The organism is Clavibacter michiganensis subsp. tessellarius (genome assembly GCF_021922985.1).
Classification (GTDB): domain Bacteria; phylum Actinomycetota; class Actinomycetes; order Actinomycetales; family Microbacteriaceae; genus Clavibacter; species Clavibacter tessellarius.
The window spans coordinates 1,478,431-1,504,693 of sequence record NZ_CP040788.1 but is presented as its reverse complement, the minus strand read 5'-3'; the positions used below and the strand labels follow the sequence as shown (position 1 = coordinate 1,504,693).

Sequence of the window (26,263 nt, the reverse complement as noted above, 5' to 3'; positions counted from 1 at the left end):
GCACCCACCCGGCCACCGCCTCAGGGCCGCAGCAGCCCCGAGCTCCACGCCCACGCCGCGATCTCCACGCGGTTGCGGGCGTCGAGCTTCGCCTGCAGGGAGCCGAGGTGCGACTTCACGGTGCCGAGCGAGATCACGAGCTCCGCGCCGACCTCCGCGTTCGTGCGGCCGCGCCCGACGAGCGCCGCGACCTCGAGCTCGCGGGCGGTCAGGTCCGGGTGCAGCGTGGCGGCGGAGCGCGGCGCGAGGTGCTGCAGCAGGCGCACCGTGACGGACGGGCTGATCAGCTGGTCGCCGGAGTGCGCGGCCCGCACGGCCTCGACGAGGAGGGCCGCCCCGGCGTCCTTGAGGAGGAAGCCGGAGGCGCCCGCGCGCAGGGCGCCGTAGACGTACTCGTCGAGGTCGAAGGTCGTCGCGACGACCACCTTCACGGGCACGCGCGCCCGGGATCCGGCGAGCAGCCGCGTGAGCTCGAGCCCGTCCATGCGCGGCATGCGGACGTCGACGACCGCGACGTCCGGCCGGAGGCGCTGGGCCGCCTCGAGCGCGGCGAGGCCGTCGCCGCAGGAGGCGACCACCTCGATGTCGGGCTCGCGCGCGAGGATCCCCTCGAGGCCGCGCAGCACGGAGGGGTGGTCGTCGGCGAGGAGCACGCGGATCGTCATGCGCCGGCGTCCCGGGGGAGCACGGCGCGCACGGTCCAGGTGCCCGCGACGGGGCCCGCGTCGAGGCTTCCGCCGAGGATCGCGGCGCGCTCGCGCATGCCGACGAGGCCGAGGCCCGGGGATCCGGGCACGGGGTCGGCGCCCTCCCGGCCGGTGGCGTCGAGCGGGCTGACGACGGTGAGGACGACGGCGTCGGCATGCGGATCCTCGGCGAGCGTCACCCGGATCCGGTCGGCGCCGGGCGCGTGCCGGGTCGCGTTCGTGACCGACTCCTGCACGATCCGCGTCGCCGTCGCGCGCACGTCGGCGGGCAGGGCCGCCGTTGTCCGGTCGTGGAGCTCGACGCGGCGGCCGGGCGCCGACGCCTCCCACCCGACGAGGAGCGCGCGGATCTCGTCCTCGGGCGCCTCGGCGCCGTCGGCCAGCTCGGGATCGCGCTCCACGCCCGTGTCGCGCAGCGTGCGGACCCAGCGCCGCATGCTCGCGAGCGCCGCGCCGCCGGACTCCTCCATGCGCGCGAGGTCCGCGTCGAGCTCGGTGCCCGGGGCGTCGACGCGGCGCCGCGCGGCCTGCGCCAGGAGGATCATGCCGGTCACCCGGTTCGTGAAGTCGTCGTGCAGGTCGCGGGCCAGGCCGTCGCGCTCGCGCTGGGTGGCGACCGCCAGGGCGAGGCGGCGCTCGGCGTCCGCGTTCCGCAGCGTCGCGCCCACGGCGAGCGCGCACGCGACCACGGCGACCAGCAGGATCCCGAAGGTGGCGGTGTCCGCCGACAGCAGCCGCATCGGGAGGATCGCGGTCGCGAGCGCCACGAGGGCGACCGCCGCCGCGCCGCGCGCGCCGACGGCTCGGCGCGTGGTCGCGACGACCGCGACGAGCAGCACGAGCCCCTCGCTGAGCGCGAAGGGCGCGGCGATCCCGGATGCGGCGAGCAGCACGGTCACGAGCGTCGCGGCCCCCGAGACGGCGCCGACCGTCCACGCGGGGACCCGCCCGCGCGCGACGAGCGCCGCCAGCGCGACCACGGCCACGAGGTACATGCACTGCCCGAGCGATCCGGACACCGCCGCGTCGAGCACGACGAGGCCGCCGAGGGCGACGCCGTAGCCCACGCGCACGAGGCGCGGAAGGGCGCCCGGGGCGCGGCGTGCGGGGGATCGGGTCACCCCGCCAGCATCGCAGCCCGGCGGCGGGGGAGACGACGCGTCGGCCCGCGTGCGCATCGGGCAGGGTGGGCGCGTGCCCACGCGTCGATCCCGGATCCTGGGTCGCGTTCCCGTCTCCTTCGCGGTCCTCGTCGTCGTGCTGCTGGCGGGGACCGTGGCCGCCGCGCCGTCCCTCGAGCGCGCCGGCCTCCTCGACGTCCCTCCGTCGCCGCAGCGCTACGCCGACATGGCCGTGGACCTCATGGCCGACGGGCTCCAGGCGGATCCCGCGCGGGTCGCGGAGGTCCGGGCGCAGGTGGACGCGCAGGCGGCCCGGGCGCGCACCTACGCGGGCACGTACCCGGCGCTCTCCGGGGCCGCGAAGGAGCTGGGCGGGGAGCACAGCTCCGTGCTCGGACCCGTGGATGCCGCGGCCCTCTTCGGCGACAGCCCGCCGGTGTCGGCCGCGGCCGAGCCGCGGCCGACGGTCACGACGGCCGACGGGATCACGACCATCGTCGTCCCCGGGCTCCTGGGCGGCGACGAGGCGTCCCGTCAGCGCTACGTCGACGCGGGCGCCCCGGCGCTCGTGGCCGCCGCGCCCGCGACGACCCGCGGCTGGGTCGTGGACCTGCGCGGGAACCACGGCGGGGACATGTGGCCGATGCTCGCCGCGCTGTCGCCGCTCCTCGACGAGGGCCGTGTCATGTCCTTCGAGTACGCGGATCGCGCGGAGCCCGTCACGGTGCAGGAGGGCGCCGTCGCGGACGACGGGCGGGTCGTCGCGACGAGCGCCGCGGGCCGGGTGCCCGCGGGCCTGCCGATCGCGGTGCTCACCGACGGGACGACCGTGAGCTCCGGCGAGGCCGCCGCCCTCGCGTTCGTCGGCCAGGCGGGCGTGCGCTCCTTCGGGCAGCCGACCTACGGGTTCAGCACCGCGAACGCGCCCCGGACCCTCGTCGACGGGGCGATCGTGAACCTCACGGTCGCGGTCGACGCCGACCGCACGGGGAAGCGCTACGGCGTGCCCATCGTGCCGGACGTCGCGGTCGACGACGCCGGGATCACCGCCGCGGTCGCCGCCTGGTTCGACGCGTCGCGATAGCCGGGGTCGGGCAGGGCCGGGCCTGCGCTCAGCCCACCTCGACCAGCGTGATCCCGGCCGAGCGGTCGCCCGACGCGAGCGCCTCGAGCGCGGCCGGGGCCTCCTCCAGCGGGATGCGGTGCTCGATGAGCAGCTCGGGCTTCAGCGCGCCCGAGGCGACCATGGCCATCAGCTCCGGGTAGTCGTGCGCGGGCATGCCGTGGCTGCCGTGCAGGCTCAGCTCCTGGCCGATGACGAACGGCACGGGCACCGTCGGCTCGCTCGCGAAGAGGCCGATCTGCACCTGCCGGCCGGTCGGCGCGAGAGCGAGCAGGCTGATCCGGAGCGTGGACTCGCGGCCGAGCGCCTCCACGGAGACCTGCACGCCGTCGGGGGAGACCGCGCGGATCGCGTCGAGCACGTCGGGCTCCGCGAGGCCGGACGAGTCGATCGTGTACTCGGCCCCCAGCTCGGAGGCGCGCGCGAGGGCGGCCGGGTCGATGTCGACCGCGATGACCTCCGCGCCGACCGCGACCCCGATCATCACGGCGCTGAGGCCGACGCCCCCGCAGCCGACGACGAGCAGGCGCTCGCCGCGCTGGATCCGCGCCCGGTGCACGAGCCCGCGGAACGCCGTGGCGAAGCGGCAGCCGAGGAGCGCGGCGGCTCCGGCGTCGAGGCCCTCGGGCACGGGGATCAGGTTGACGTCGGCGTCGTGCAGCGCGACGAGCTCGGCGAAGGAGCCCCAGTGCGTGAAGCCCGGCTGCGTCTGGTCCCGGCACACCTGGCCGTTCCCGGCGCGGCACTCCTCGCAGCGGCCGCACGCGCAGACGAACGGGACGGTGACGCGGTCGCCGACGTGGAAGCGGGTGACCTCGGGGCCGACCGCGTGGATCCGCCCCACCAGCTCGTGCCCCGGCACCTGCGGGAGGGCGATGCCGTCGTCGTGCCCGAGCCAGCCGTGCGCGTCGCTGCGGCAGACGCCCGTGGCCTCGACGCGGACGACGACGCCGGCGGGGGAGGGGACGGGGTCGGGCAGCTCGCGGACGACGGGCGTCGCCCCGAACTCCTCGTAGACGACGGCGCGCATGGGGCTCCTCGGGATCGGCGGGCGCGTCCGGTCACCGATGCGCGACGGACCCGTCCACGGTATCGGAGCGCCGCGGGCGCTCACGCGACGCCCCCAGTTCGAGGGGCGAGGCCCGGAATCACGGGCCCGATCCGCTTTCCCGCACCTGCGGGAAAGCTCGCGTCCACCTGGCGTCCACCTCCCGTACCCCACCCCGGGGATCCGCCTGCATAGCGTCGCCCACGGCCCCGCACCGGCCGAGTGACCACCACCCGATCCACCTGGAAGGCTCCACCCCCGTGAACAGCACCCGCCTCACCGGCGCCGCGGCCCTCGCCGCCGCCGTCGCCCTCGCCCTCTCCTCCTGCGCGTCCAACGAGGCCCCCGCCGAGGGAGGCGCCGCATCCGGCTCCACCCTCGAGGGCACCCTCAACGGCATCGGCGCCTCGTCGCAGGGCTCCGCTCAGGAGGCCTGGACCAAGGCCTTCCAGACGGCCAACACCGGCGTCACGATCAACTACTCGCCCGACGGATCCGGCGCCGGACGCGAGGCCTTCATGGCCGGCGGCCAGAACGCCAACTTCGCCGGCTCCGACCGCGCGCTCAAGACCGACGAGCTCACCGGCACCTTCGGCCAGTGCGCCGACGGCACGAAGCCGATCGACATCCCCGCCTACATCTCGCCCATCGCGATGATCTTCCAGATCGACGGCGTCGACGAGCTGAACCTCGACCCGGCCACCGCCGCGGGCATCTTCAAGGGCACCATCACGAAGTGGGACGACCCGGCCATCACGGCCCTGAACCCGGACGCCACGATGCCCGATGCCGCCATCACCGCCGTGCACCGCTCGGACGACTCGGGCACCACCGAGAACTTCGCCAAGTACCTCAACACCACGGCCGAGTCCGTCTGGGACGCGGAGCCCAAGGGCGTCTGGCCCTACGAGGGTGGCGAGGCGGCCCAGGGCACCTCGGGCGTCGTCGACGCCGTCACGGGCGGGACCAACGTCATCGGCTACGCGGACGCGTCGCGCGCCGGCGACCTGGGTGTCGCGAAGATCAAGGTCGGCGACGAGTTCGTCGGCTTCTCCCCGGAGGCGGCCGCCGCCGTCGTCGAGGCGTCCCCCGAGGCCGAGGGCCGCGAGGAGAACGACGTCGTCTTCGACCTGGACTACACGACGGATGCCGCGGGCGTCTACCCGATCGTCCTCGTCAGCTACCTCATCTCCTGCCAGGAGTACGAGGACCCCGCCGTCGGCGAGCTCGTCAAGGCGTACCTGGGCTACGTGACCAGCACCGAGGGCCAGCAGGTCGCGGCCGACGAGGCCGGCGCCGCCCCGCTGTCCGAGACGGTCGCCGCGCAGGTGAAGACCGCGGTCGAGTCCATCAAGTAGCACGACCCGCGCGCAGGACGCCCCGCCTCCACCCGATCCGGGTTCGAGGCGGGGCGTCCTTCTGCGTGGGGGAGGCGCGCGCGGCTTCCGCCCGGCGCCCGCTGGCAGACTGGGCGGGTGACCCGCACCCCCGCCGCCCCCGCGTTCACCCGTCCGTCGCTCGCGCCGGGCCTCCTCGGCGCCATCGTGCTGCTGGCCGGGTTCGCGGTGATCGACGGCGACCTGTTCACGGTCGTCCGGTTCGCGGTGGCGATCCTCGCGCTCATCATGATCGTGTTCTCGGTGCGCGCCCGCAGCTGGTGGAGCGCGGCCCTGCTCGCGGCCGTCGCGGTGATGTGGAACCCGGTCGCCGTGATCCCGGTGGAGGCCGTCACGTGGCAGTCGCTGCAGTACGTGGCCGCGATCGTGTTCATCGCCGCCGGGATCCTCGTGAAGGTCCCGGTGGAGGACGCGCCTACGCCGGGCCGACCCCGAACGCGCGCTCCTCGGTGAGGCCGCGGCGCAGGTAGGCGACGATCTCGTCGAGCGACCGGCGCGCGAGGCCCGGATCCGCCGCCGGGTAGGCGAGCCAGCCCTGGTCGGCCCGCGGGATCCGCACGAGCCGGGCCTTCGTGCCCGCCGCCTTGAGCGCCGCCACGCCCTCCACGACGTGGTCGATGCGCGGATCCGCGGCGCCCACGTGCACGAGCGCGTCCGGCAGCCGGTCGAGGCCGTGGCCCTGCCGGTCGGCCGCCCGCTCGCTCGGCACGTCGCCCGAGGGGCTGACGAGCACGAGCCGCAGCACGGCCGGTCCGTCGGCGTCGCGCGCCAGGGCCGTGATCCGCAGGGCCCGGTCGGCGCCGGGCCCGTCGCCGAGGATGCCGAGGCGCTCGGGCGTCCCGTTCCAGCCGGCGGCGTGCGAGGCGATCCAGGAGAGGCCGGCGAGCGCCTGCGCGTCGTCCTCCGGGGCCATCGTGACGACGACCGCGCGGAGGTCCTTCGCGAGCGTCGAGGGCAGCCAGTCGCCGTCGTGCCGGGCGAGGACGACGAGCACGGGGGATCCGGTCGCCGAGCGGTCGTGCCCGGGCGGCGTCCAGACGGCCACGTCGAGCGGGGGACCCTGCCGGCCGGCGGGGAACCGGACCACGCGCGTGCCCGCGGCGGGCGTGCCGCGGAGGGAGCGCGCGACGGCGGGGACGTGGCGGATGGCGAGGCCGAGGATCCGGCGCCGCGGGGTGAGCGTGCCGGTGGTCGTGCGCGCCGCCATCAGGAGCGGTCCGCGGCGGCGTCCGCCGATCCGGGCACGGGCGTGCCGGAGACCGAGGCGCGCGCCTCCGACGGGCGCGTCGTGCGTCCGCCGCGCGGCACGGCGCCGTGGCCCTCGGGCACGCGCTCGTCCTCGCGGACCGGTCCCGGAGGGGTGCCGTCGCCGAACGGGCGGCCGCCCAGCTCCTCGCGTCCGTGCGGCTCGAGCCAGCCCCACGTCTCGGGGCCGACGGGCACGACGCGGGTCGGGTTGATGTCGGTGTGCGTCAGGTAGTAGTGCTGCTTGATCTGCACGAAGTCGATGGTGTCGCCGAAGCCGGGCGTCTGGAACAGGTCCCGCGCGTACGCCCAGAGCACCGGCATCTCGTCGAGCTTCTGGCGGTTGCACTTGAAGTGCCCGTGGTACACGGCGTCGAAGCGGGCGAGCGTGGTGAACAGGCGCACGTCGGCCTCGGTGATCGTGTCGCCCACGAGGTAGCGCTGCGTCGAGAGGCGGTCGCTCAGCCAGTCGAGGCGCGAGAAGAGGCGGTCGTAGGCCTTCTCGTACGCCTCCTGGGATCCCGCGAAGCCGCAGCGGTACACGCCGTTGTTCACGTCGCGGAAGACGAGGTCGGCGACCTCGTCGATCTCCGCCCGCAGCGCGACGGGGTAGAGGTCCGGCGCGCCCTCGCGGTGGTGCTCGGTCCACTCGGTGGAGAGGTCGAGCGTGATCTGGGGGTAGTCGTTGGTGACGACCTGGCCGGAGGGGATGTCGACGAGGGCCGGCACCGTGATCCCGCGCGGGTAGTCGGGGAAGCGCGCGAGGAACGACTCCTGGAGGCGCTCGGTGCCGAGCACCGGGTCGCGGCCGTCGGGGTCGAGGTCGAAGGTCCAGCTGCGGGCGTCGTGCGTGGGGCCGGGGAGGCCGAGCGAGATGGCGTCCTCGAGGCCGAGCAGGCGGCGGACGATCACGGAGCGGTTCGCCCACGGGCACGCGCGCGCCGCGACGAGGCGGTAGCGGCCGGCCTCGACGGGCCAGCCCTGGGATCCGTCGCGGAGGATGCGGTCCTCGATGTAGTTCGTGTCGCGGGTGAACTCCCCCTCCTCGACGTAGCGGCCGGGGGCGCCCGCCTCGTTGGTACCGGTGGGTGTCGCCTGATCCGTCATGCATCCACCCTAGGCCGGGCCGCTCGCGCCGACCGGGCCGCGTCGCGCGCCGACCGCCCCGCTCGGTGCCCCGCACGGTGCCCCGCCGCGACCCGTCGAGCCGCCCCGCCGCGACCCGCCGAGCCACCCCGCGCACACCGGCGCGCGGCGGCCGCGGCGTGCCCTAAACTCTCCGTGTGCCCGTCCTCCCCGAGGCGGCCGGGCGCAGGCGGCGGACCCTCATCCCATCCCCGACCCGGAACCCCGGTTGCTCGAGGCAGGTCCCCTCGCCACCGTCCGACCGCACGCGTCACCGTGCGCGACGGGCGTGAGTCCTTCCGATCCGGGAGCGCAGGCAGCGCCTGGCCCCGGCAGTGAACGAGGAGTTGCATGGCTCGCACCGGCCAGCGGCGGTCTTCCGCCCGCACGCGCACGATCGACAACGAGGGGCTCATCCCCGTGCTGGCCCGTGCCGTGCGCGAGATCGAGCAGGCCGCGCAGCGCGGCAAGCTCAAGCCCGTCAACCGCACGAAGTTCCAGGTCATCGCGGTGCTGATGCGCGAGGAGCGCACGCACGCGAAGGACCCGGCCACCCCGCTCAGCGACCCCGAGCGCGCCGAGACGCTCAAGCGCCTCGACGGCATCGCGAGCATCCTCGCCCGCACGGCCGCGCGCGACACCTCGGTGCTGCCGCTGCTGGATCCGGACGCCAAGCTCTCCGAGGCCGCCCGCGCCCTCCGCAAGCACATGCTGTTCGACGGCGGCGTGGAGATGGTCGTCGAGGAGGAGCCGGAGCCCGAGCCCGAGGATCCGGCGCTCGCCAAGCTCGTCGAACGCCAGGTGGTCCCGCCGTCGGTCAAGGCCCGCGTCCTCGCGAACCCGTTCCTCGAGCCCGACCTCGACCGGCCCGCGCCCGCCGCGCCGCCCGCGCGCCTCCTCGCCAACTGGGAGCTGCTCGGCCCGCTGTTCAAGTCGTTCGAGTACGGCGCCGGCGGCGGCATCGCGAGCATGGACCTTCCCGAGAGCCCCCGCATCGACCGCCTGTCGCCGCACGGCCTCGAGCTGATGCGCCACCAGGCCCGCTTCCTCGAGAGCGTCCGCCTCGGCCACCGCGAGTTCCTCCTCGCCGACGAGCCGGGCCTCGGCAAGACCGCGCAGGCGCTGCTCGCCGCGTCCGTCGCCGACGCGTACCCGCTGCTCGTCGTCGTGCCCAACGTCGTGAAGATGAACTGGAAGCGGGAGGTGGAGCGCTGGACGCCGCACCGCCGCGCCACCGTCATCCACGGCGACGGCGCCGCGCTCGACGCGTTCGCCGACGTGGTCATCGTCAACTACGAGGTGCTCGACCGGCACATCGGCTGGCTGCGCACCCTCGGGTTCCGCGGCATGGTCGTCGACGAGGCGCACTTCATCAAGAACCTGCAGTCGCAGCGCTCGAAGTTCGTGCTCGCGCTCGCCGAGAGCATCCGCCAGCGCCAGTCCGCGCCGCTGCTCATGGCGCTGACGGGCACGCCGCTCATCAACGACATCGACGACTTCCGCGCCATCTGGCAGCTCCTCGGCTGGATCGACGGCGACAAGCCCTCGTCCCGCCTCATGGCGGAGCTCGAGGAGGCGGGCCTCACGCCCGCGGATCCCGGCTTCTTCGCCGAGGCCCGCCGCGCGGTCATCGACCTCGGCATCGTGCGCCGACGCAAGATCGACGTCGCCACCGACCTGCCGTCCAAGCGCATCGCCGACCTCCCGGTCGAGCTCGACGACGACCTGGGCCGTTCCATCCGGCAGGCCGAGCGCGAGCTCGCGGCGCGCCTCGTGAAGCGCTTCACGGCGCTCGTCGGCGCCCGCGGCACGACCGTCCCCGACGTCATGGACGGACCCGCGTCCGAGCGCGCGAGCCTCGTGCGGCTCGTCGCGCAGTCCGAGCTCGACGAGGCCAAGGCGCAGAAGACGGGCGAGAACGTCTTCACGATGGTCCGCCGCATCGGCCAGGCCAAGGCCGTGCTCGCGGCCGACTACGCCGCGCAGCTCGCGCGCTCGGTGGGCAAGGTCGTGTTCTTCGCCAAGCACGTCGACGTGATGGACCAGGCCGAGGCCACGTTCGCCAAGCGCGACATCCGCTCGGTCTCGATCCGCGGCGACCAGACGCCGGCGGCGCGCCAGCACGCGATCGACGCGTTCCAGAACGACCCCGAGGTGCAGGTCGTGGTCTGCTCGCTCACCGCGGCGGGCGTCGGCCTCAACCTGCAGGCCGCGTCGAACGTGGTGCTCGCCGAGCTCAGCTGGACGAGCGCGGAGCAGACGCAGGCCATCGACCGCGTGCACCGCATCGGCCAGGAGGAGCCCGTCACGGCCTGGCGGATCATCGCGGCGCAGACGATCGACGCGAAGATCGCCGAGCTCATCGACAGCAAGGCGGGCCTCGCGGCGCGCGCGCTCGACGGCGAGGACTTCGACGAGGCCGGATCCACGTCCGTGCAGCTTGACGCGCTGTCGCACCTCCTGGAGGAGGCGCTGGCCGCGGGCTGACCCGCGATCCGCTCGACGACGACGCCCCCGCGACCTGCTGGTCGCGGGGGCGTCGTGCGTGCGGTGGCCGCTAGCCGCGGTCCCCGCGTGCCCTGTCCGCTGCCCGGCGGATCAGATAGGCGGCGGCGAAGACGAGGACGCCGGCGACGAGCGCGGGCCCGAGGTGCTCCGTCACCGGGCCTCCGCCGACCAGCGGCACCACGACCAGCTGCGACACGAGGACGAAGGCCGTGAGGACGGTCGCGTCGCGGAGGGCACGGCGGCGGGCGGTGGCGGGAGGCATCCGCCCAGGATGCGCGGCGGACGGGCGCGGTGCGCGGATGCTCCCCAGCGCCGATCAGCCGCGCTCGGCCTTCTTCCGCTCCCGCTCGGCCTTGCGGGCGGCGCGGCGCTCGCGGGCGACGGCGTCCTGCGCGTCCTGCGTCGGGTTCGAGCGCCGGGTGCCGATGACGGCGAAGACGAGGAGGATCACGATCGGGATGAACACCAGGTAGAGCAGGATCGACGGCACCACGGGGCTCCTCGGGTCGGGACTCCCGAGCGTACCGACCCGATGCGTCCGCTCAGTCCTCGAGGGCCGCGCCGCGCAGGTCCGGCAGGGTGAGCGCGGCGGCGGCGGCCAGCGCGAAGACCGCCGCGAACACGCCGAACGGCAGCGCGACGCCGCCCAGCGCGAGGAGCGGCGGCACGCACAGCGGCGCGACGATGGAGGCGAGGCGCCCGAAGCCCGCCGCGCTGCCGGCGCCCGTCGCGCGCACGCGGGTCGGGTAGAGCTCCGGCGTCACGGCGTAGAGCGCGCCCCACGCGCCGAGGTTCGAGAACGACATGAGGGCGCCGAACACGAGGATCGTCGTGACGGAGTCGGCGGTGCCGAAGAGGCCGGCCGACACGGCGGATCCGGCGAGGAAGACCGCGAGCGTGACCCGCCGCCCCCACCGCTCGACGAGCCAGGCCGAGACGGCGTACCCCGGCAGCTGCGCGAGCGTGATGAGGAGCGTGTACCCGAACGACCGCACGAGCGAGAAGCCCTGCGCGACGAGCAGCGTCGGCAGCCAGATGAAGGCGCCGTAGTAGGCGAAGTTGACGCAGAACCACACGATCCAGAGCGAGAGCGTGCGGCGGCGGAGGCGCGCGCCGAAGAGGCGCTCGCGGGGCGCGACGTCGGCGGCGGCGCTGTCGGCCGGATCCGGCGCGAGGATCGCCGCGTGGTCGGCGCCGGTGGCCGGAGCCCGTCCGGCCGCCGCCTCCATCGCGCGCACCACCCGTTCGGCCTCCGCGTGCCGTCCCCGGGACTCGAGGAAGCGCACCGACTCGGGCAGGCGCAGCCGCACGACGACGGCCCACACCGCGGGCACGGCGCCGAGCGCGAGCGCCCACCGCCAGCCGTCGTCGCTCGCGGGGATCACGAGGTAGCCGATGAGCGCCGCGGCCGTCCAGCCGACCGCCCACGACGACTCGAGGATCACGATGACGCGGCCGCGGATCCGCGCGGGCGAGAACTCGCTCACGAGCGTCGACGCGACGGGCAGCTCCGCGCCGAGCCCCAGGCCCACGACGAAGCGCAGCGCGATGAGCGCGCCCACCGACATCGCGAGCGCCGAGACGCCCGTGGCCACGCCGTAGACGAGCAGCGTGAGGGCGAACACCTGGCGCCGGCCGATGCGGTCGGCGACCAGGCCGCCGACGCTCGCGCCGATCGCCATGCCGAGGAACCCGGCGGACGCGACGAGGCCGAGCTGGCCCGCATCCGCCTTCCACACCACCGCGAGCTGCGCGATGACGAACGAGATGAGGCCGACGTCCATCGCGTCGAGCGCCCAGCCGACGCCGCTGCCGCCGAGGATGCGCGAGTGCGCGCGGGTCCAGGGGAGTCCGTCGAGGCGCTGGGCGCGCGTGCGCGGCGAGGTGGTGGTGGTCATGGTCCTGGCTTCCGGGAGGGCGCTCGGGTCGGTCGCGCGCCTCGCGGGATGGGGAGGAGGCGCTCGCGGTGGATCGAGCGTAGCGCCGGGGCGGGCCGCGGCCCGCCCCGGGACGTCACAGCCCCCGCACGCGCTCCGCGAGCCGCTCGAACGCCGCCGCGTGGGTGACCCGCAGCGCGTCCCACGACGCCGTCATGTCGACGCGCTCGGGATCCGCGACCACCTCGGCGAAGCCGTGCTGCGCCCGCGGCACCGCGTCGCCCGGGAGCACGAGCGACTGGATGAAGGCGCCCGTGTCGTCCGAGAAGGTGAGCGTGTGGCTGGCGACGTTGCGGTGCCAGTCGTCCGACGGCCAGGACAGGAACGCCACGTGGCGGGGCGCGACGCCCGGCTCGGACGCCGAGACGTAGCTGCCGTAGTGCTCCTCGCCGGGCGAGAGGATCTTGTAGGAGCCGTTGTCGAGGTACACGAGCAGCGCCTCGTCGAACGGCTTCTCGCCGTACATCGCCGTGTAGCGGAGCGCGTGCACGAGCACGGGGGCGCCGAGCGGCACGTGGTGCCCGGCGGCCGGGGTGGCGGTCGGCGTCGCGACGGAGGCGGGCACGGCCGGCTGGAGGAACTCCTCGTCGGTCACGTGCGCGCCCCAGCCGGTCGCGGACACGGGGTCGTCGCCGTCCTCCAGCACCGCGATGTGCTCCATGGGCGCGTGGGCCGTGGCGCCGTGCCAGTGCTCCTCGCCGGCCTCGATGTACACGGATCCGCCGGGCGCGACCTCGACGACGCCGCCGTCGCGCGTGCCCACGCGGGCGATGCCGGACGTGACGTGGAGGGTCTGCCCGAGGACGTGCGAGTGCCAGACGGTGCGGGCGCCGGGCGCGAAGGTGACGGCCGCGACGACCGCGCGCTGGTCGGCGGTCTGCGGGGTGGAGAGCCAGCGGAGGCGGACCTCGCCCGTGAACTGGTGGGCGGGCATCGTGACGGCGGGGGTCTCGGCCTGGACGCGCATGCGGTGTCCTCTCTGTCGGGCACGCGGGTGCCCGGGTCGTGGAACGGGGAGCCCCGGCGCGGTGTCGCGTCGGGGCACGGGCATCCTCCCGCGGGTGCGGCTGGGAACGCGGCCGGGCGTCCCCAGGGATCAGCCGAGCGCCTCCGGGGCGCGGAAGAAGTCGCGCTCGTACGCGGACGACTGGAGCGACGCCGCGAGCATCTCCCGCCTCCGCGTCGGCCCCGCGAGCACGGCGGCCTCGTCCACCAGCTCGCCCGCGCGCCGGGTGGCCTCGGCGAAGGCCGGATCCGCGTACGTCGCCAGCCACGCGCCGTACGGATGCGCGTCCCCGGCCGCCGTCGCGGCCTCGCCCACCGCGCGGAGCCGCGTGCCGACGTCCGCGTAGATCGTGTAGCAGGGCAGCAGCGATGCGACCAGCACGGCGTAGTCGCTCGTCGCGGCGTGCGCGAGGAGGTGGTCGACGTACGCGCGCGTCACGGGCCCGGCGACCATGGGCGCCGGGTGCCGCGACAGCCACTCCGCGTGCAGCGCCGACTCCGCGGCGATCGCGTCGGCCGCGGCCCGCGCCCACGTGACCTGCGCGTCCGGCGTCGGCGCGAGCTGGCTCGCCCGGGCGAGCACGCGCGAGTAGGCGCGCAGGTAGATCGCGTCCTGCGCGAGGTAGTGCGAGAACCACGCCTCCGGGAGCGTGCCGTCGCCGAGCCGGCGGACGAACGGGAGGTCGTCGATCTGGCGGCGGAGGTCGGCGGATCCCGCCCACATCTCCGCCGCGATGGATCCCGCGTGCGTGCCGGCGGCGTCCCACAGCGCGCGCAGGTGGTCGAGCGGGCCGGCGCCGGATCCGACGTCGAGGTCGTCCGCGTGCGCGAGCGATCCCGTCAGCCACGACTTCGCCTCCGCGAGCACGGCCGACCAGTCGCCGCGGCGCGGGTGCAGGGTCGCGAGCGCGCTCGAGAGGGAGCAGCCCGTGCCGTGCGTGCTGGTGGTGGCGATGCGCGGACCGTCGACGACGTGGACCGCGCTCTCCTCTCCGGCCGCGCCCGGGGTCACGAGCGCGTCCGGGCAGTCGTCGGCGCGGAGGTGCCCGCCCTTCACGACGACGCGGACGCCGTGGCGGGCCGCGAGCGTCCGCCCCTGCGCGAGCGCCTGGTCCCACCCGTCGGCTTCGCGCTCGCCGAGGAGCGCGGCGAGCTCGGGCAGGTTCGGGGTGACGACGTCGGCGAGCGGCAGCAGGCGGCGGAGCGCCTCGGTCGCGTCGGCGTCGAGGAGCGCGTCGCCGGACTGGGCGACCATCACCGGATCCAGCACCACGACCGGCGGCCGCGCCGCGCGCAGCCAGTCGGCCACCTCGTCGACCACCGCGGCGGAGCCGAGCATGCCGATCTTCACGGCGTCGATCGTGACGTCGTCGGAGACCGCGTCGAGCTGCGCGCGGAGGAACGCCACGGGAGGGACGTGGATCTCCCGCACGCCCCGGGTGTTCTGCGCCACGAGCGCCGTGACGACGGCCATGCCGTAGCCGCCGTTCGCCGCGATGGACTTGAGGTCGGCCTGGATGCCGGCGCCGCCCGTGGGATCCGTGCCCGCGATGCTGAGGACGCGGGGGACGCGGGTGGGGTCGGCCGCCGCGGTGGGCGGGGTCGGCTCGGCGCTCGCCGCGTCGGCGTCGGCGTCCGCGTCCGCGTCCGTGCCGGCGTCCGCGTCCGTGCCGGCGGCCGCCCCCGCGCGCACCCGCGCCCACGCGTCCGCCAGCTCGCGCGCCGCCGCCTCCGGGTCCTCGGCCGCGCAGATCGCCGACACGACGGCCATGCCCGCCCCGCCCGCCGCGGCGATCGCGGCCACGTCGCCGACGTCCACCCCGCCGATCGCGACGCACGGCACGGGGGAGAGGCCCGCGATGATCCCGAAGCCGTCGTGCCCGAGCGGCGCCGGGTGGTCGGGCTTGGTGGTCGTGGGGCGGATCACGCCGACGCCGAGGTAGTCGACCGTGCCGGCCGGGAGCGCGCGCACCGCCTCGACGTGGGCCGGCGCGTTGGCGGTGAGGCCGAGCACGAGGTGCCGGTCGGGGCTGGCGGCGTCGAGCATCCGGCGCACGAGGTCGGCCGGCACGTCGGACTGGCCGACGTGCACGCCATCGACGCGGGCGCCGCGCGCGAGGGCCGCGAGCACCACGTCGACGCGGTCGTCCACGAGCAGCACCGGTCGGGGAGCGGATGGGTGCGCGGCCGCGTGGGCGTCGATCGCGTCCGCCGCCGCGACCACGGTCGCGAGCAGCTCGGCCGCGCTCGCGTGCTTGTCGCGGATCTGCACGGCCGTCGCCCCGCCCGCCACGGCCGCGGCGACCACCGCGGGCACGCCGCGCGGGCCGCACAGGGCCGGGTCGGTGACGAGGTAGACGGAGAGGTCGAGCCCGCTCACGAGAGGCGCTCGCGCTGGGCGACGAGCTCGGGCGTGACGGCGTCGAGCGCGTCGAGCAGCGCGACGGCGAACGACCCGGGCCCGCGGGCGCCCTCGGCGGCGACCTCCGCGGCGATCGTGTAGACGCTCGTCGCGGCGACGGCGGCCCGCAGCGTATCCGGATCCGTCGAGGCGAACGCCGCCATCACGGCGCCGAGCGCGCAGCCGCCGCCCGTCACCTTCGTGAGGAGCGCGTCGCCCGTGTGCACGCGCACGAGGCGGGTGCCGTCGGTGATGTGGTCGACCGGCCCGGAGACCGCGACGACCGTGCCGTAGGTGCGCGCGAGCAGCGTCGCGGCGTCGAGCGCCGCCTCGACCTCGTCGGTGGCGTCGACCCCGCGGCCGCCCGCGCCGCCGGTCGCGAGCGCGATGACCTCCGACGCGTTGCCGCGCACGATCGTCGGCGACAGCGCGACGAGCTCGTGCGCGAGCCGCGTGCGCACCGGCAGGGCGCCGACGGCGACGGGATCCAGCACCCACGGCGTGCCCGCCTCGCGCGCCGCGTGCGCGGCCTCGACGGCGGCCTCCCGCTGCTCCGCGTGCGGCGTGCCGAGGTTGAGCAGCACGCCCGACGCGATCCTGGCGAACGGCCCCGCCTCGGTCGGCACGTCCGTCATCGCGGGCGCGGCGCCCAGCGCGAGGAGGACGTTCGCGGTGAAGCCGGTGACGACCGCGTTGGTGATGCACTGCACGAGCGGCGTGCGCTCTCGCAGCAAGTGGAGGAGGTCCGCCGAGGCGGTCCCCGTCCCGGTGGTCTCGTGGGTGGACGGGCGCGCAGCGCTCATGATGACATCCCTCCGCCGGTGCGAACCGGATCAGGTGCGACGGGTCTCATCTCAGCCCTCGTGGGCACCCCGTGTCAGGGACCCACCCTAGGGGGAGCGGGCGAGCGCACCTACTCCCGGCGGTCGCCTCCGCGTCCGGCCTCACGCGCTCGCGGACGGCGCAGGGCGACGGCCCGCGTGATCGCGACGACGAGACCGATCAGGGCGGCGGCGAGGCCGAGCAGGATCGCCGTCATCTCGAACGACGTCACCTCCGTGATGCGCAGGTACAGCGACGTGTCGATCTCCCCGTAGAGGGCGTCGAACATCGAGAAGCGGGTGAGGTAGCCGAGCCCCGCCGTCACCGCCGCCGCCATGCCCGCGCCGATCAGCACGGAGGCGATCACGGCGGAGGTCACGCCCGAGGATCGCGAGGGCGACAGCGCGGCGACCCGCCTCAGGTGAGCCCCGCCACGTCGAGCACCCACGCGTAGTCGGAGGCGCGCTCGCGCCACGCGTCGTAGCGGCCCGACTTGCCGCCGTGGCCGGCCTGCATCTCGGTGCGCAGCAGCACGGGCGCGCCGACCTCGCGGAGGCGGGCCGTCCACTTGGCCGGCTCGACGTAGAGCACGCGCGTGTCGTTGAGGCTCGTGACGGCGAGGATCCGCGGGTACTCCACGCCCTCGCGCACGTTCTCGTACGGCGTGTACGACTTCATGTACGCGTACACCTCGGGGTCGTGCAGCGGGTCGCCCCACTCGTCCCACTCGATCACGGTGAGCGGCAGCGACGGGTCGAGGATGCTCGTCAGCGCGTCCACGAACGGCACGCCCGCGAGGATCCCGGCGAAGCGGTCGGGCGCGATGTTCGCGACCGCGCCCATCAGCAGCCCGCCGGCGCTGCGGCCCTCGGCCACGAGCTTCTCCGGGCTCGTCCACCCGCGCGCGATGAGGTGGTCGGCGGCCGCGACGAAGTCGGTGAAGGTGTTCCTCTTCGTGAGCGTCTTGCCCTCGTCGTACCAGCGCCGGCCCATCTCGCCGCCGCCCCGCACGTGCGCGATGACGAACGCCATGCCCCGGTCGAGCAGCGACAGCCGGGCGATGGAGAACGACGGGTCGATGCTCGCCTCGTAGGAGCCGTAGCCGTACAGCAGGAGCGGCGCCGGCGTGCCCGGGTGCACGAGGCCGCGCTTGTAGACGACCGACAGCGGGATCTCGGTGCCGTCCTCCGCGGTCGCCCACTCGCGGGTCTGCACGTAGTCGTCGGGGTCGTAGCCGCCGCGCACGGGCTGCTGCTTGAGGAGGCGGAGCTCGCGGGTCGCGAGCACGTAGTCGTAGGTGGTGGCCGGGGTCGCGAGGCTCGTGTAGCCGAGGCGGATGGTCGGCTGCGCGAACTCGGGGTTGCCCGCCGTGCCGACCGTGTAGATCGGCTCGTCGAACGCGATCTCGTGCAGCTGCTCGCCGTCGAGGACGCGGTCGAAGGGGATCACGCCGACGCGCGTGAGGCCCTCGCGGCGGTAGGAGACCACGACGTGGTCGGCGAACGCGCTGGCGTCCTCGAGGCGCACCTCGTCGTCGTGGGGGATGACGACCTGGCGGTCGGTCGTGGAGGTCGGGTCGTCGGCGGGCACGTCGATGAGCTCGAAGTTGGTGGCGCCGTCGTTGTGCAGGATGAGGAGCCGGTCGGATCCGTCGATGACCGCGTGGTCCACGTCGTACTCCACGCCGTGGCGGCGCGGCCACACCGGCCGGAACGCGCCCGTGGGGTCGCCGGCGTCGAGCAGCAGCACCTCGGTGGTGATCTTCGAGCCGACCTCGATCACGAGGTACTGGCGGCTGCGGGTCATGCCGAAGCCGACGAAGTAGCTCTCGTCGGGCTCGGTGAAGACCTTCACGTCCTGCGACGCGGGGGTGCCGACGCGGTGGCGCCACACGGTGTCGGGCCGCCAGGCGTCGTCGACCGTGACGTAGAAGAGGTGGTCGCCGTGCGCCGAGAAGGTGGCGCCGTGGCTGGTGCCGGGGATCTCGTCGGCGAGGTCCTCGCCCGTGGCCAGGTCGCGGATCCGGAGCGTGAACCGCTCGTCGCCCTCGGTGTCGGTCGAGTAGGCGAGGAGCGACCCGTCGGGGCTCAGCTCGAAGGCGCCGAGCGAGAAGAACTCGTGGCCGTCGGCCTCGACGTTGGAGTCGAGCAGGACCTGCTCGCCGGGCGTCGCGGCGCCGTCCGCCGCGGCCTCGACGGCGGGCGGGGTCCAGTCGTCGGGACCTGTGACGGGGCGGCGGCAGCGGATCGCGTACTGCGAGCCCTCGACCGTGCGGGCGTAGTACCACCAGTCGCCCTCGCGGACGGGGACCGAGAGGTCGGTCTCCTGCGTGCGGTCCTTGATCTCCGTGAAGATCGCCTCGCGCAGCGGCTCCAGGTGCGCCGTGGCCTGCTCCGCGTATGCGTTCTCGGCCTCGAGGTGCGCGATGACGGCCGCGTCGTCCTTGTCGCGCAGCCACTCGTAGCGGTCCACGAACGTGTCGCCGTGGAAGGTGCGCTCGATCGGGCGCTGCTCCGCCACGGGCGGGGTGGAGGGGGAGTCGGATGCGGGGGAGGAGACGGCCGGGACGGCGGGGTCGGTCATCCGGCCAGCCTACCGACGGGGGCATGCTCACCTTCGATGCGGTCCGAAGGTGCGCAGGCCCCACCCCTGCGCACGGCTACCGTCCGAGGATCACCCCCGTGTCAGTTCTCCGGTCGACGCCGACGTCTTCGGACTGCGACCACCACGGCACCCACGGCGATGAGCGCGCCACCGAGCACACCCCACCAGCTGCCCGCCCCATCAGTCGCTCCGTACGGGATCGACAAGAAGATCAATCCGATGCCCACGAGGGCGAGGAGGATCTGTCCGATCATGTGCCCGTTCCTTTCAGTGCCTGAATCTCGACGTCGCGTTCCAGAAATCACTGCACACCCCCTCGAGTGCTTCTCCTCCGTTGAACGCCGCCCCGAGGACAGCGAGCCAGTTCCCCGACATCACGCCGCCGGCACCGGCGAATCCGGTTCCCGCGAGCCGCAGGTAGCAGCGACGCTGAAGGGCCTGCTCGTGCAATGTCAGGTGAGGGCCGTAGGTAGTGTGCACGGGGTGGCCGTGATCCATGTAGCAACCCACTGACGACGAGCAGTAGGTGATCGGCTGCTCTCCCCACTGGTCGATGACCTCAGCCTGTGCGGGCGCCGCAAGGCCCAGCGTGAGCAGGCCGACGGCACTGATGCTCAGGATGGCGCGTCGTGCACGCATGACTACCTCTTCTCGGCGATCACGGATCGCCGTTCACTGCAGCCTCATTGCCGCGGGTGAAAGATAAAAGGCATTTCGGTGTTGGCGTCGGAGAAGTGCACAGACCCGGCACAGCACGCGCCCTGCGTCCCGCGGATCAGGAGGTGATCGGCCCCGCCTCGCGCGGCCCGGTCGCGCCCGGCGTGGTCGCCGCGCCGAGCGTGCTCGAGCGGGTGGCGAGGCGCGCGACGGCCTGCAGCGGGATCGACAGCCAGCCGGGCCGGTTGCGCACCTCGTAGATCGCCTCGTACACGGCCTTGTCGATCTCGAACGCGTCGAGCAGGGCCCGGTTCGCGCGGAGGTCGGTGCCGGAGCGGGCGATGTAGCCGTCGACGAACGCGCGGCGGGCGGCGGACGCCCACGTGGCGGCCGACTTGCCGGGGTGCGCGAGCGCGTAGGAGCCGGCGACGTAGTCGAACGAGCGGAGCATGCCGGCGACGTCGCGGAGCGTGACGTCGGGGAGCGAGCGCTCGTGCATCGGCCGGAGCGGCTCGCCCTCGAAGTCGAGGAGGACCCAGCCGCGGTTCGGCACCGAGAGCACCTGGCCGAGGTGGTAGTCGCCGTGGATGCGCTGCAGCTTGGGCCACTCGCCCTTCTCGGCGGCGTCGTACACGCTCGCGATGGCGTCGTGGAACGCGGCGATCTCGGGGACCTCGCGCTCGGCCGTCGCGTGGCGGCGGCGGAAGCTGACCATGATCCCCTCGATCACGTCGGGCGTGGCCTCGACGGTGGGGAGCGCGGCGGCGAGCGTGGCGTGCACGTCGGCCGTGGCCTCGCCGAGCGCGCGGGCCTCGGCCTGGAAGTCGGCGTCGGCCTCGGCGGCGCGGAGCGCGACGCGCCAGGCGTCGGTCACGCCGGGCAGGAACTCCTGCGCGAAGGCGACGTGGCCGATGGCCCGTCCCTCCTCGCGGCCGGAGTCGCTCCACTGGGCGAGCACGCTGCCCATGGTCTGCGGGACGAGCCGGGATCCGGCGCCCGCGATGGCGGACTGGAGCACGACGTCGGGGTTCTCGCCGTGGTGCAGCGCGCGGAAGACCTTGACGATCATCGGGTTGATGGCCTGGCCGTCGGCGGAGACCATGTCGTAGATGATCGAGGTGTTCGACTGCTCGCCCGAGAGCACGTGCGATCCGACGACGGTCGCGATCTCCACGCCCGGCTGGCGCTGGCCGCGGGCCGTCGCGCCGAGCGAGGTCTCGTCGACGTCGGCCTCGCGGTCGTCGAGGATCGTGCGGATGAGCGCCCACGCGTACGCGGGGTCGTGCGGGCCGTCGTAGACGTGCAGCTCGACGCCGTCGTCCTCGACGGTCGTGCCGATGTGGAAGGGCTTCAGCTCCTCCAGCGGCGCCTGCCGGTAGGTGAGCGGCACCTGGTACAGGACGGGCTTCGCGCTGCCGTGGTCGATGATCAGGTGCGTCTCGATGCGGGCGAACCAGCCCTCGTCGCTGAAGCTCCAGCCGCCGATGCGCTCGAGGCGCGGCTCGGTGCCCTTGGAGGCGAACCAGCGCTGCTCGCGCATCCACGCGGCGAGGAAGTCGGGGATCTCGCTGAGGTCGTGGTGCTGCATGGCTCAGGCCACCTTCGCGGTCACGTCGGCGAGCGACGGGTTGGTGGCGGACGAGCCGTCGGGGAACAGCACGGTCGGGACGGTCTGGTTGCCGCCGTTGATGGCCTCCACGAGCTCCGCGGTGCCGGGCACCTGCTCGATGTCGACCTCGTCGTAGCCGATGCCCGCGCGGTCGAGCTGCGACTTGAGCCGGCGGCAGTAGCCGCACCAGGTGGTGGAGAACATCGTGATCCGCCCGGGGGCAGGTACGTAGGAGGAGGTCTCGGGCGCCATGGTGCTCACCCTACGCGCCGTTCTCCCCGCCGACCCGGGATCCGCGGCGCGCTGACGCGGGCGTCGGCGCGTCGCGCATCCCGGGTGCGGTCCCGGTCAGCGGCGGATGCGGGTCAGCCGAGGAGCGCGCGCTCGAACCACGCGTTGCGGAACTTGGCCGTCGGGTCGAGGCGCTCGACGAGGGCCAGGAAGTCGCCGGATCGCGGGTACAGCGGGGCGATGTCGGCCGCCGTCGCGGTGAAGACCTTGCCCCAGTGCGGGCGGGCGCCGAAGGGCCGGATGGCCGCCTCGAGCTCCACGAGCAGCGCCTCGACGGCCTCCTGGTCGCGCTTCCACGTGAAGTGCAGGCCGATGGTCGCCTGCCCGTTCTGGGGGCTCAGCCAGAGGCTGTCCTCGGCGACGGCGCGGAGCTCGCACACGAGGAGGATCGGGCGGATCCGGTCGCCCATCTCCCGCAGCGCCCGCACGGCCTCCACGGCCCGGTCGAGCGGCACGTGGAACTCGGACTGGATCTCCTCGCCGTCGCTCGGAGTGAAGCCCATCTTGAAGTGCGAGAGGCGGTCGGACCAGAGGCCCACGACCCCGAGCTGGGACGTGCTGTTCACCGGATCGATGCCGAGGATCGGGTGACGCTCCTCCGTCGCGGCGGGCGCCCCGAAGTAGTCGGCCATGACGACCTCGTCCTCGGGCTGGCCGTCGACGTCGAGCTGCACGCGGCTCTTCAGCCACACCTGGTCGGTGGCCTCGCCGAAGCGCGTGAAGACGCTGACGCTGTAGGCGCCGCCGAAGACGTCCTCGAGGTTCTCGTCGAACGCGTCCCACGACAGGCCCTCGAACACGCGCTGGCGCACGAGGTAGGCGGGCTCGACGTCGAGGGTGACGCGCGTGACGACGCCGAGCGCGCCGAGGCCCACCACGACGCCGTCGAAGTCGTCGTCCCCGCGGCGGTACGTCACCGTCTCGCCGTCGGCCGTGATCATCTCCAGCGCCGCGACCGCCGTGCCGAGGTTGCCGTTGCCGATGCCGGACCCGTGGGTCGCCGTCGCGATGGCGCCGCCGACCGAGATGTGCGGCAGCGAGGCGAGGTTGTGGATCGCGAGGCCCTCCTCGCCGAGGAGCTCCGCGAGCTTGCCGTAGGCGAGGCCCGCGGAGAAGGTGACGGTGCTGGCGTCGCGGTCGATCACGAGGTCGGCCGGCAGCTCGGCGAGCGAGACCAGCACCTCCGAGTCGGCGATGTCGTTGAACGAGTGGCGGGATCCGAGGACGCGGATGCGCGTCGCCTCGCGGACGATCGTCCGCAGCTCCTCGACGCTCGTCGGCGAATGGACCTCGCGGGCCCGATACGCGTAGTTGCCGGCCCAGTTGGTGCCCGCGGTGCCCTGCTCGATGGTGTCGGTCATGCGTCCTCCTCGCGCCCGCCATCGGACGCCGTCGTCTCCAGCTTGCTCGCCCTCCGGGGAGAAGGGCGGGCGCCGGGCCGCCCGGACGGGCGACCCGGTCCCGCTCCGCGTCAGCGGCTGCGGATGGTGAGCTCCAGCGTGCGGGCCGAGGGCCACAGCTGGTGCTCGGGCAGCACGTCGAGCCCGCACGCGCGCGAGCCGAGCCCGTGCTGCGCGGCGTCGATGTACAGGTGCACCGCCTCGCTGGCGGGCAGCTCGTGCGGGTGCGCCGCCCGGTCGAGCTCCTGCGGCGTGTGCCGCGAGGCCGTGAAGCCGGGGCGGCGGCCCGCGGTGTCGGGGGCGGCGTGGATCACGATGCCGCCCTCGCCGTCGAAGGTGCCGAGCTCGAGCTCGCGCAGGTCGCTGCGGTGGCCGGTCTCCTGCGGCCGCGAGTACACGGCGCCCAGGTCGTCGACGAGCGACGAGAACCGGCCGACGAGCGCCGCGCGGCGGGAGTCGGGGTACGACTCGAACGGGCCCGTGCCGAACCACTCCGCGTTCGTGACGCTCGCGGGCAGGTCGATGCGGATCCCGACGCGCGGCCACGTGATGGCCCAGCCGGCGCTCGGCACGATGTCGACGCGCAGGCCCAGCGTGCCGTCGGCGCCCTCGGTCCAGCAGTACGTCGTGTCGACCGAGTCGAAGGACTGCGCCGCGCTCGTGCGCACGACGACCGTGAGCGAGCCGGATCCGACCTTCACCGAGCGGACCCGGTGGGTCAGCCGGTCGAGGCCGGCCTGGCGCCAGCGCGCCTCGCTCGACGGACCGGGGACGCCCTTGCCGAAGGTGAGGCGCGGATCCGCCAGCTCGTAGGAGCCGCTGCTGTCGCTGCGGTCGTTGTCGGTGGGCGCGCGCCACAGCTCGAGGCGCGGGCCGTCGACCTCGAGCGAGCCGAGCCGCACGAGGCGGCCGGTGGCGAGGTCGAACTCGCCGTCGCCGAGGGTGAGGCGCGTGGCGCCGGAGTCGGGGTACGCCTCCTCGTCGGCGTCGACCCAGCGGGCGGGCACGACGGGACGCGGCGCGGGCGTGAGGTCGAACTGCTCCACGGCGACCACGTGGCCGGCCTCGGCCCAGGGCTCGTCGTCGCGGAGGATCGCCTGCACCGTGAGCCAGACCTCGGGCGCGGAGCCCGCGTCGGCGCCGCCCGCGAGGTCGCCCGCGTCGAGCGCGTCGGCGGGCAGCGGGATCCGCACGGTGTCGCCTGCCGCGACGGGCGCGGCGTCGAGGACCCCGGTCGCGACGTCGTCGCCGTCGACCGCGAGCACCCAGACGAGGCTCGTGAGCGCGGTGGAGATCGAGTGGTAGCGGCTCTCCACGACGAGGGACGCGGATCCGCCCTCCCGCTCGAGCCGGAACGCGATGGGCTGCACGACGGCCTTGTACTCGGCGAGGCCGGGCGTGGGGGTGTCGTCGGGGAGGACCATGCCGTCCATCACGAAGTTGCCGTCGTGCACGACCTCGCCGAAGTCGCCGCCGTAGGCGTAGAACGCCTCGCCGCCCGCGGTCTCGGTGAGGATGCCGTGGTCGCGCCACTCCCACACGAAGCCGCCGTGGAGGCGCGGGTAGCGGAGCACGAGGTCCTCGTACTCGCCGATCTGGCCGGGGCCGTTGCCCATGGCGTGCACGTACTCGCAGAGGATGAAGGGCTTCGAGCGCTGGCGCATGCCCTCGCCGGGCGTGCAGCCGAGCAGGTCGCCGGGGATCACGTCGCTGCCGATGGACTCGGTCTCCTGCAGGTTCGAGTACATGCGCGAGTAGACGTCGGTGTACTCGCCCGTGTAGTCGCCCTCGTAGTGCACGGGGCGGCCGGGGTCGCGGCGGTGCACCCAGGCCGACATGGCGGCGAGGTTCCGGCCGGTGCCGGCCTCGTTGCCGAGCGACCACATGACGATCGAGGGGTGGTTCTTGTCGCGCTCGATGGTTCGCTCGATGCGGTCGAGGTAGTGGTCGGCGAAGCGCGGGTCGTCGCTGGGGTTGCCGACCCAGCCGCCGAACTCGAAGCCGTGGGTCTCGAGGTCGCACTCGTCGATGACCCAGAAGCCGAGCTCGTCGGCGAGGTCGAGCACGCGCGGGTGCGGCGGGTAGTGGCTCGTGCGGATCGCGTTGACGTTGTGCTGCTTCATCAGCAGCATGTCGGCGTGCGCGTGCTCCTCGTCGAAGACGCGGCCGCGCTCGGGGTGGGCCTCGTGCCGGTTGACGCCGTGGAAGACGACGCGGCGGCCGTTGACGAGGAAGCGGTCGCCCTCGATCCGCACGGTGCGGAAGCCGAGGCGGATGGAGAGCGCCTCGACGTTCGTGCGGAGGAAGCCCTGGTACTGCGTGGGGCTCTCGGCGCTCCACGGCTCGACGCGGTCGACGTGCACGGGCGCGACGTCGTCCGGGGTGTCCCACGTGACGTGGATGCCGAGATCCTCGACCTCGAACGTGACGGGGAAGGCGCTCGGCTCGGCGTCGACCTCGACGTGCACGGTGCCCGCGCCCGTCTCGTGGTCGTACTCGGCGCGGGTCCACGCGTCGTCGATGCCGCCCTCGGGGCGGCCGAGGAGGGTGACGTCGCGGAAGATGCCGGGCATCCACCACTGGTCCTGGTCCTCGAGGTAGCTCGCGATCGACCACTGGTGCACGCGCACGGCGAGCACGTTGACGCCCGGGCGGAGGAACTGGGTGACGTCGAACTCGTGCGAGAGGCGCGAGCCCATCGCGGTGCCGACCGCGTCGCCGTTCAGCCACACCTTGAAGGCGGACTCGACGCCCTCGAAGCGGAGCACGACGCGCTCGAGCGACTCCCAGTCGGTGGGCACGTCGACCTCGACGCGGTAGTCGCCCGTGGGGTTCTCGTCGGGCACGAACGGCGGCTCGACCGGGAACGGGTACTGCACGTTCGTGTAGGCGGGGAGGCCGAAGCGGCCGTCCTGGCCGAGCACCCAGTGGCTCGGCACGGGGATCTCGTCCCAGCCGGAGTCGTCGAACGCCGGGTCGGCCATCTCGTCGGAGAGGCCGCGCGGGGTGGGGGAGAGGCGGAACCGCCAGTCGCCGTTCAGCACGATGCGGGGGGCATCGGAGTGCAGGCAGGAACGGGGACGTCGGGCGGGGCCCGTCGTGGGGGCGAAGTCCTCGAAGTAGGGGAGGGCGTGCGTCATGGGCTTCCTTGCGCGTGGGCGGGGGCGGCGACGTGCCGCGCATCCATCATCGTGGGTCCGGGGGCGCCGCGCCGAATGCGCGGACGGCCGGGCAGGTCGCCCCGCCCGGCCGTCCGCGATCCG

At 74.4% G+C, this 26,263-nt stretch carries 23 protein-coding genes and 1 riboswitch; of the genes, 4 read left to right on the top strand and 19 right to left on the bottom strand.

The genetic code is table 11. The annotated features are described in order from the left end of the window. Nucleotides 1-20: 20 nt before the first annotated feature. Both FGG90_RS06900 and FGG90_RS06895 read right to left on the bottom strand, forming a co-directional pair. Complete coding sequence (locus tag FGG90_RS06900) at nucleotides 21-665, bottom strand: response regulator transcription factor (protein WP_094128825.1); 645 nt, start codon at nucleotides 663-665, stop codon at nucleotides 21-23. Continuing rightward, nucleotides 662-1,828: a sensor histidine kinase gene (locus tag FGG90_RS06895; protein ID WP_165771390.1), complete on the bottom strand. Its 1,167-nt coding sequence runs from the start codon at nucleotides 1,826-1,828 to the stop codon at nucleotides 662-664. Before FGG90_RS06895 ends, FGG90_RS06900 begins: the two co-directional genes overlap by 4 nt. 73 nt (nucleotides 1,829-1,901) lie before the next feature. On the opposite strand from FGG90_RS06895, the gene FGG90_RS06890 reads away from it, so the two are divergent. Further along, nucleotides 1,902-2,912: a S41 family peptidase gene (locus FGG90_RS06890; protein ID WP_133065156.1), complete on the top strand. Its 1,011-nt coding sequence runs from the start codon at nucleotides 1,902-1,904 to the stop codon at nucleotides 2,910-2,912. Nucleotides 2,913-2,940: 28 nt separating this feature from the next. Here the strand turns inward: FGG90_RS06890 and FGG90_RS06885 are convergent, their stop codons facing one another. Then, entirely contained in the window at nucleotides 2,941-3,981 is a 1,041-nt protein-coding gene (locus tag FGG90_RS06885; protein WP_094128834.1) for a zinc-dependent alcohol dehydrogenase family protein, read from the bottom strand. A 278-nt stretch (nucleotides 3,982-4,259) separates the two neighbouring features. Here FGG90_RS06885 and FGG90_RS06880 point away from each other — a divergent pair, with 278 nt between their 5' ends. Together FGG90_RS06880 and FGG90_RS06875 are read left to right on the top strand one after the other, a co-directional pair. Continuing rightward, the gene (locus FGG90_RS06880) at nucleotides 4,260-5,357 is read left to right on the top strand and encodes a phosphate ABC transporter substrate-binding protein PstS (RefSeq protein WP_094128837.1); all 1,098 of its coding nucleotides are present in this window, start codon (nucleotides 4,260-4,262) and stop codon (nucleotides 5,355-5,357) included. A gap of 117 nt (nucleotides 5,358-5,474) precedes the next feature. Continuing rightward, a complete protein-coding gene (locus FGG90_RS06875) occupies nucleotides 5,475-5,849 on the top strand; it encodes a DUF6804 family protein (RefSeq protein WP_012038813.1) in 375 nt (124 codons plus the stop codon). Here the strand turns inward: FGG90_RS06875 and FGG90_RS06870 are convergent. Continuing rightward, nucleotides 5,812-6,603, bottom strand: a complete 792-nt coding sequence (locus FGG90_RS06870) for an alpha/beta hydrolase (RefSeq protein WP_094128840.1) — start codon at nucleotides 6,601-6,603, stop codon at nucleotides 5,812-5,814. The two genes, FGG90_RS06875 and FGG90_RS06870, sit on opposite strands and share 38 nt — an antisense overlap. Beyond that, the gene (locus FGG90_RS06865; RefSeq protein WP_094128843.1) at nucleotides 6,603-7,748 is read right to left on the bottom strand and encodes a glutathione S-transferase family protein; all 1,146 of its coding nucleotides are present in this window, start codon (nucleotides 7,746-7,748) and stop codon (nucleotides 6,603-6,605) included. Before FGG90_RS06865 ends, FGG90_RS06870 begins: the two co-directional genes overlap by 1 nt. Before the next feature lie 369 nt (nucleotides 7,749-8,117). On the opposite strand from FGG90_RS06865, the gene FGG90_RS06860 reads away from it, so the two are divergent. After that, nucleotides 8,118-10,253: a DEAD/DEAH box helicase gene (locus FGG90_RS06860; protein WP_094128846.1), complete on the top strand. Its 2,136-nt coding sequence runs from the start codon at nucleotides 8,118-8,120 to the stop codon at nucleotides 10,251-10,253. 70 nt (nucleotides 10,254-10,323) lie between these two features. On the opposite strand, the gene FGG90_RS06855 is transcribed toward FGG90_RS06860, so the two are convergent. The 14 genes from FGG90_RS06855 to FGG90_RS06790 form a co-directional block, all read right to left on the bottom strand. After that, nucleotides 10,324-10,536: a hypothetical protein gene (locus FGG90_RS06855; RefSeq protein ID WP_094128849.1), complete on the bottom strand. Its 213-nt coding sequence runs from the start codon at nucleotides 10,534-10,536 to the stop codon at nucleotides 10,324-10,326. Nucleotides 10,537-10,590: 54 nt separating this feature from the next. After that, nucleotides 10,591-10,767: a hypothetical protein gene (locus FGG90_RS06850; protein ID WP_165771391.1), complete on the bottom strand. Its 177-nt coding sequence runs from the start codon at nucleotides 10,765-10,767 to the stop codon at nucleotides 10,591-10,593. A gap of 49 nt (nucleotides 10,768-10,816) precedes the next feature. Beyond that, the gene (locus FGG90_RS06845; protein ID WP_094128852.1) at nucleotides 10,817-12,172 is read right to left on the bottom strand and encodes an MFS transporter; all 1,356 of its coding nucleotides are present in this window, start codon (nucleotides 12,170-12,172) and stop codon (nucleotides 10,817-10,819) included. Nucleotides 12,173-12,287: 115 nt separating this feature from the next. Then, a complete protein-coding gene (locus FGG90_RS16170; RefSeq protein ID WP_094128855.1) occupies nucleotides 12,288-13,178 on the bottom strand; it encodes a cupin domain-containing protein in 891 nt (296 codons plus the stop codon). Nucleotides 13,179-13,307: 129 nt separating this feature from the next. Continuing rightward, nucleotides 13,308-15,596 (bottom strand): bifunctional hydroxymethylpyrimidine kinase/phosphomethylpyrimidine kinase, encoded by a 2,289-nt coding sequence (thiD, locus tag FGG90_RS06835; RefSeq protein WP_094128858.1) that lies wholly within the window; start codon nucleotides 15,594-15,596, stop codon nucleotides 13,308-13,310. After that, nucleotides 15,593-16,420, bottom strand: a complete 828-nt coding sequence (gene thiM, locus FGG90_RS06830) for a hydroxyethylthiazole kinase (protein ID WP_094131464.1) — start codon at nucleotides 16,418-16,420, stop codon at nucleotides 15,593-15,595. The genes thiD and thiM overlap by 4 nt, the downstream gene beginning before the upstream one ends. Beyond that, nucleotides 16,411-16,502: riboswitch (TPP riboswitch) on the bottom strand. Its footprint overlaps the gene before it by 10 nt. 28 nt (nucleotides 16,503-16,530) lie before the next feature. Beyond that, entirely contained in the window at nucleotides 16,531-16,818 is a 288-nt protein-coding gene (locus FGG90_RS06825; protein WP_094128861.1) for a hypothetical protein, read from the bottom strand. A gap of 38 nt (nucleotides 16,819-16,856) precedes the next feature. After that, the gene (locus FGG90_RS06820; protein ID WP_094128864.1) at nucleotides 16,857-19,022 is read right to left on the bottom strand and encodes a S9 family peptidase; all 2,166 of its coding nucleotides are present in this window, start codon (nucleotides 19,020-19,022) and stop codon (nucleotides 16,857-16,859) included. A 101-nt stretch (nucleotides 19,023-19,123) separates the two neighbouring features. After that, nucleotides 19,124-19,297, bottom strand: coding sequence for an LPXTG cell wall anchor domain-containing protein (locus FGG90_RS06815; protein WP_094128867.1), 174 nt, complete (start codon nucleotides 19,295-19,297; stop codon nucleotides 19,124-19,126). A gap of 13 nt (nucleotides 19,298-19,310) precedes the next feature. Continuing rightward, nucleotides 19,311-19,682, bottom strand: a complete 372-nt coding sequence (locus tag FGG90_RS06810) for a hypothetical protein (RefSeq protein ID WP_094128870.1) — start codon at nucleotides 19,680-19,682, stop codon at nucleotides 19,311-19,313. A 136-nt stretch (nucleotides 19,683-19,818) separates the two neighbouring features. Then, nucleotides 19,819-21,288 (bottom strand): maltokinase N-terminal cap-like domain-containing protein, encoded by a 1,470-nt coding sequence (locus FGG90_RS06805; RefSeq protein ID WP_094128873.1) that lies wholly within the window; start codon nucleotides 21,286-21,288, stop codon nucleotides 19,819-19,821. 3 nt (nucleotides 21,289-21,291) lie between these two features. Continuing rightward, complete coding sequence (locus FGG90_RS06800) at nucleotides 21,292-21,561, bottom strand: mycoredoxin (protein WP_043582728.1); 270 nt, start codon at nucleotides 21,559-21,561, stop codon at nucleotides 21,292-21,294. 113 nt (nucleotides 21,562-21,674) lie between these two features. Continuing rightward, a complete protein-coding gene (locus FGG90_RS06795) occupies nucleotides 21,675-22,961 on the bottom strand; it encodes a D-arabinono-1,4-lactone oxidase (protein WP_094128876.1) in 1,287 nt (428 codons plus the stop codon). A gap of 110 nt (nucleotides 22,962-23,071) precedes the next feature. Then, nucleotides 23,072-26,140 (bottom strand): glycoside hydrolase family 2 TIM barrel-domain containing protein, encoded by a 3,069-nt coding sequence (locus FGG90_RS06790; protein ID WP_094128879.1) that lies wholly within the window; start codon nucleotides 26,138-26,140, stop codon nucleotides 23,072-23,074. Nucleotides 26,141-26,263 lie beyond the last annotated feature (123 nt).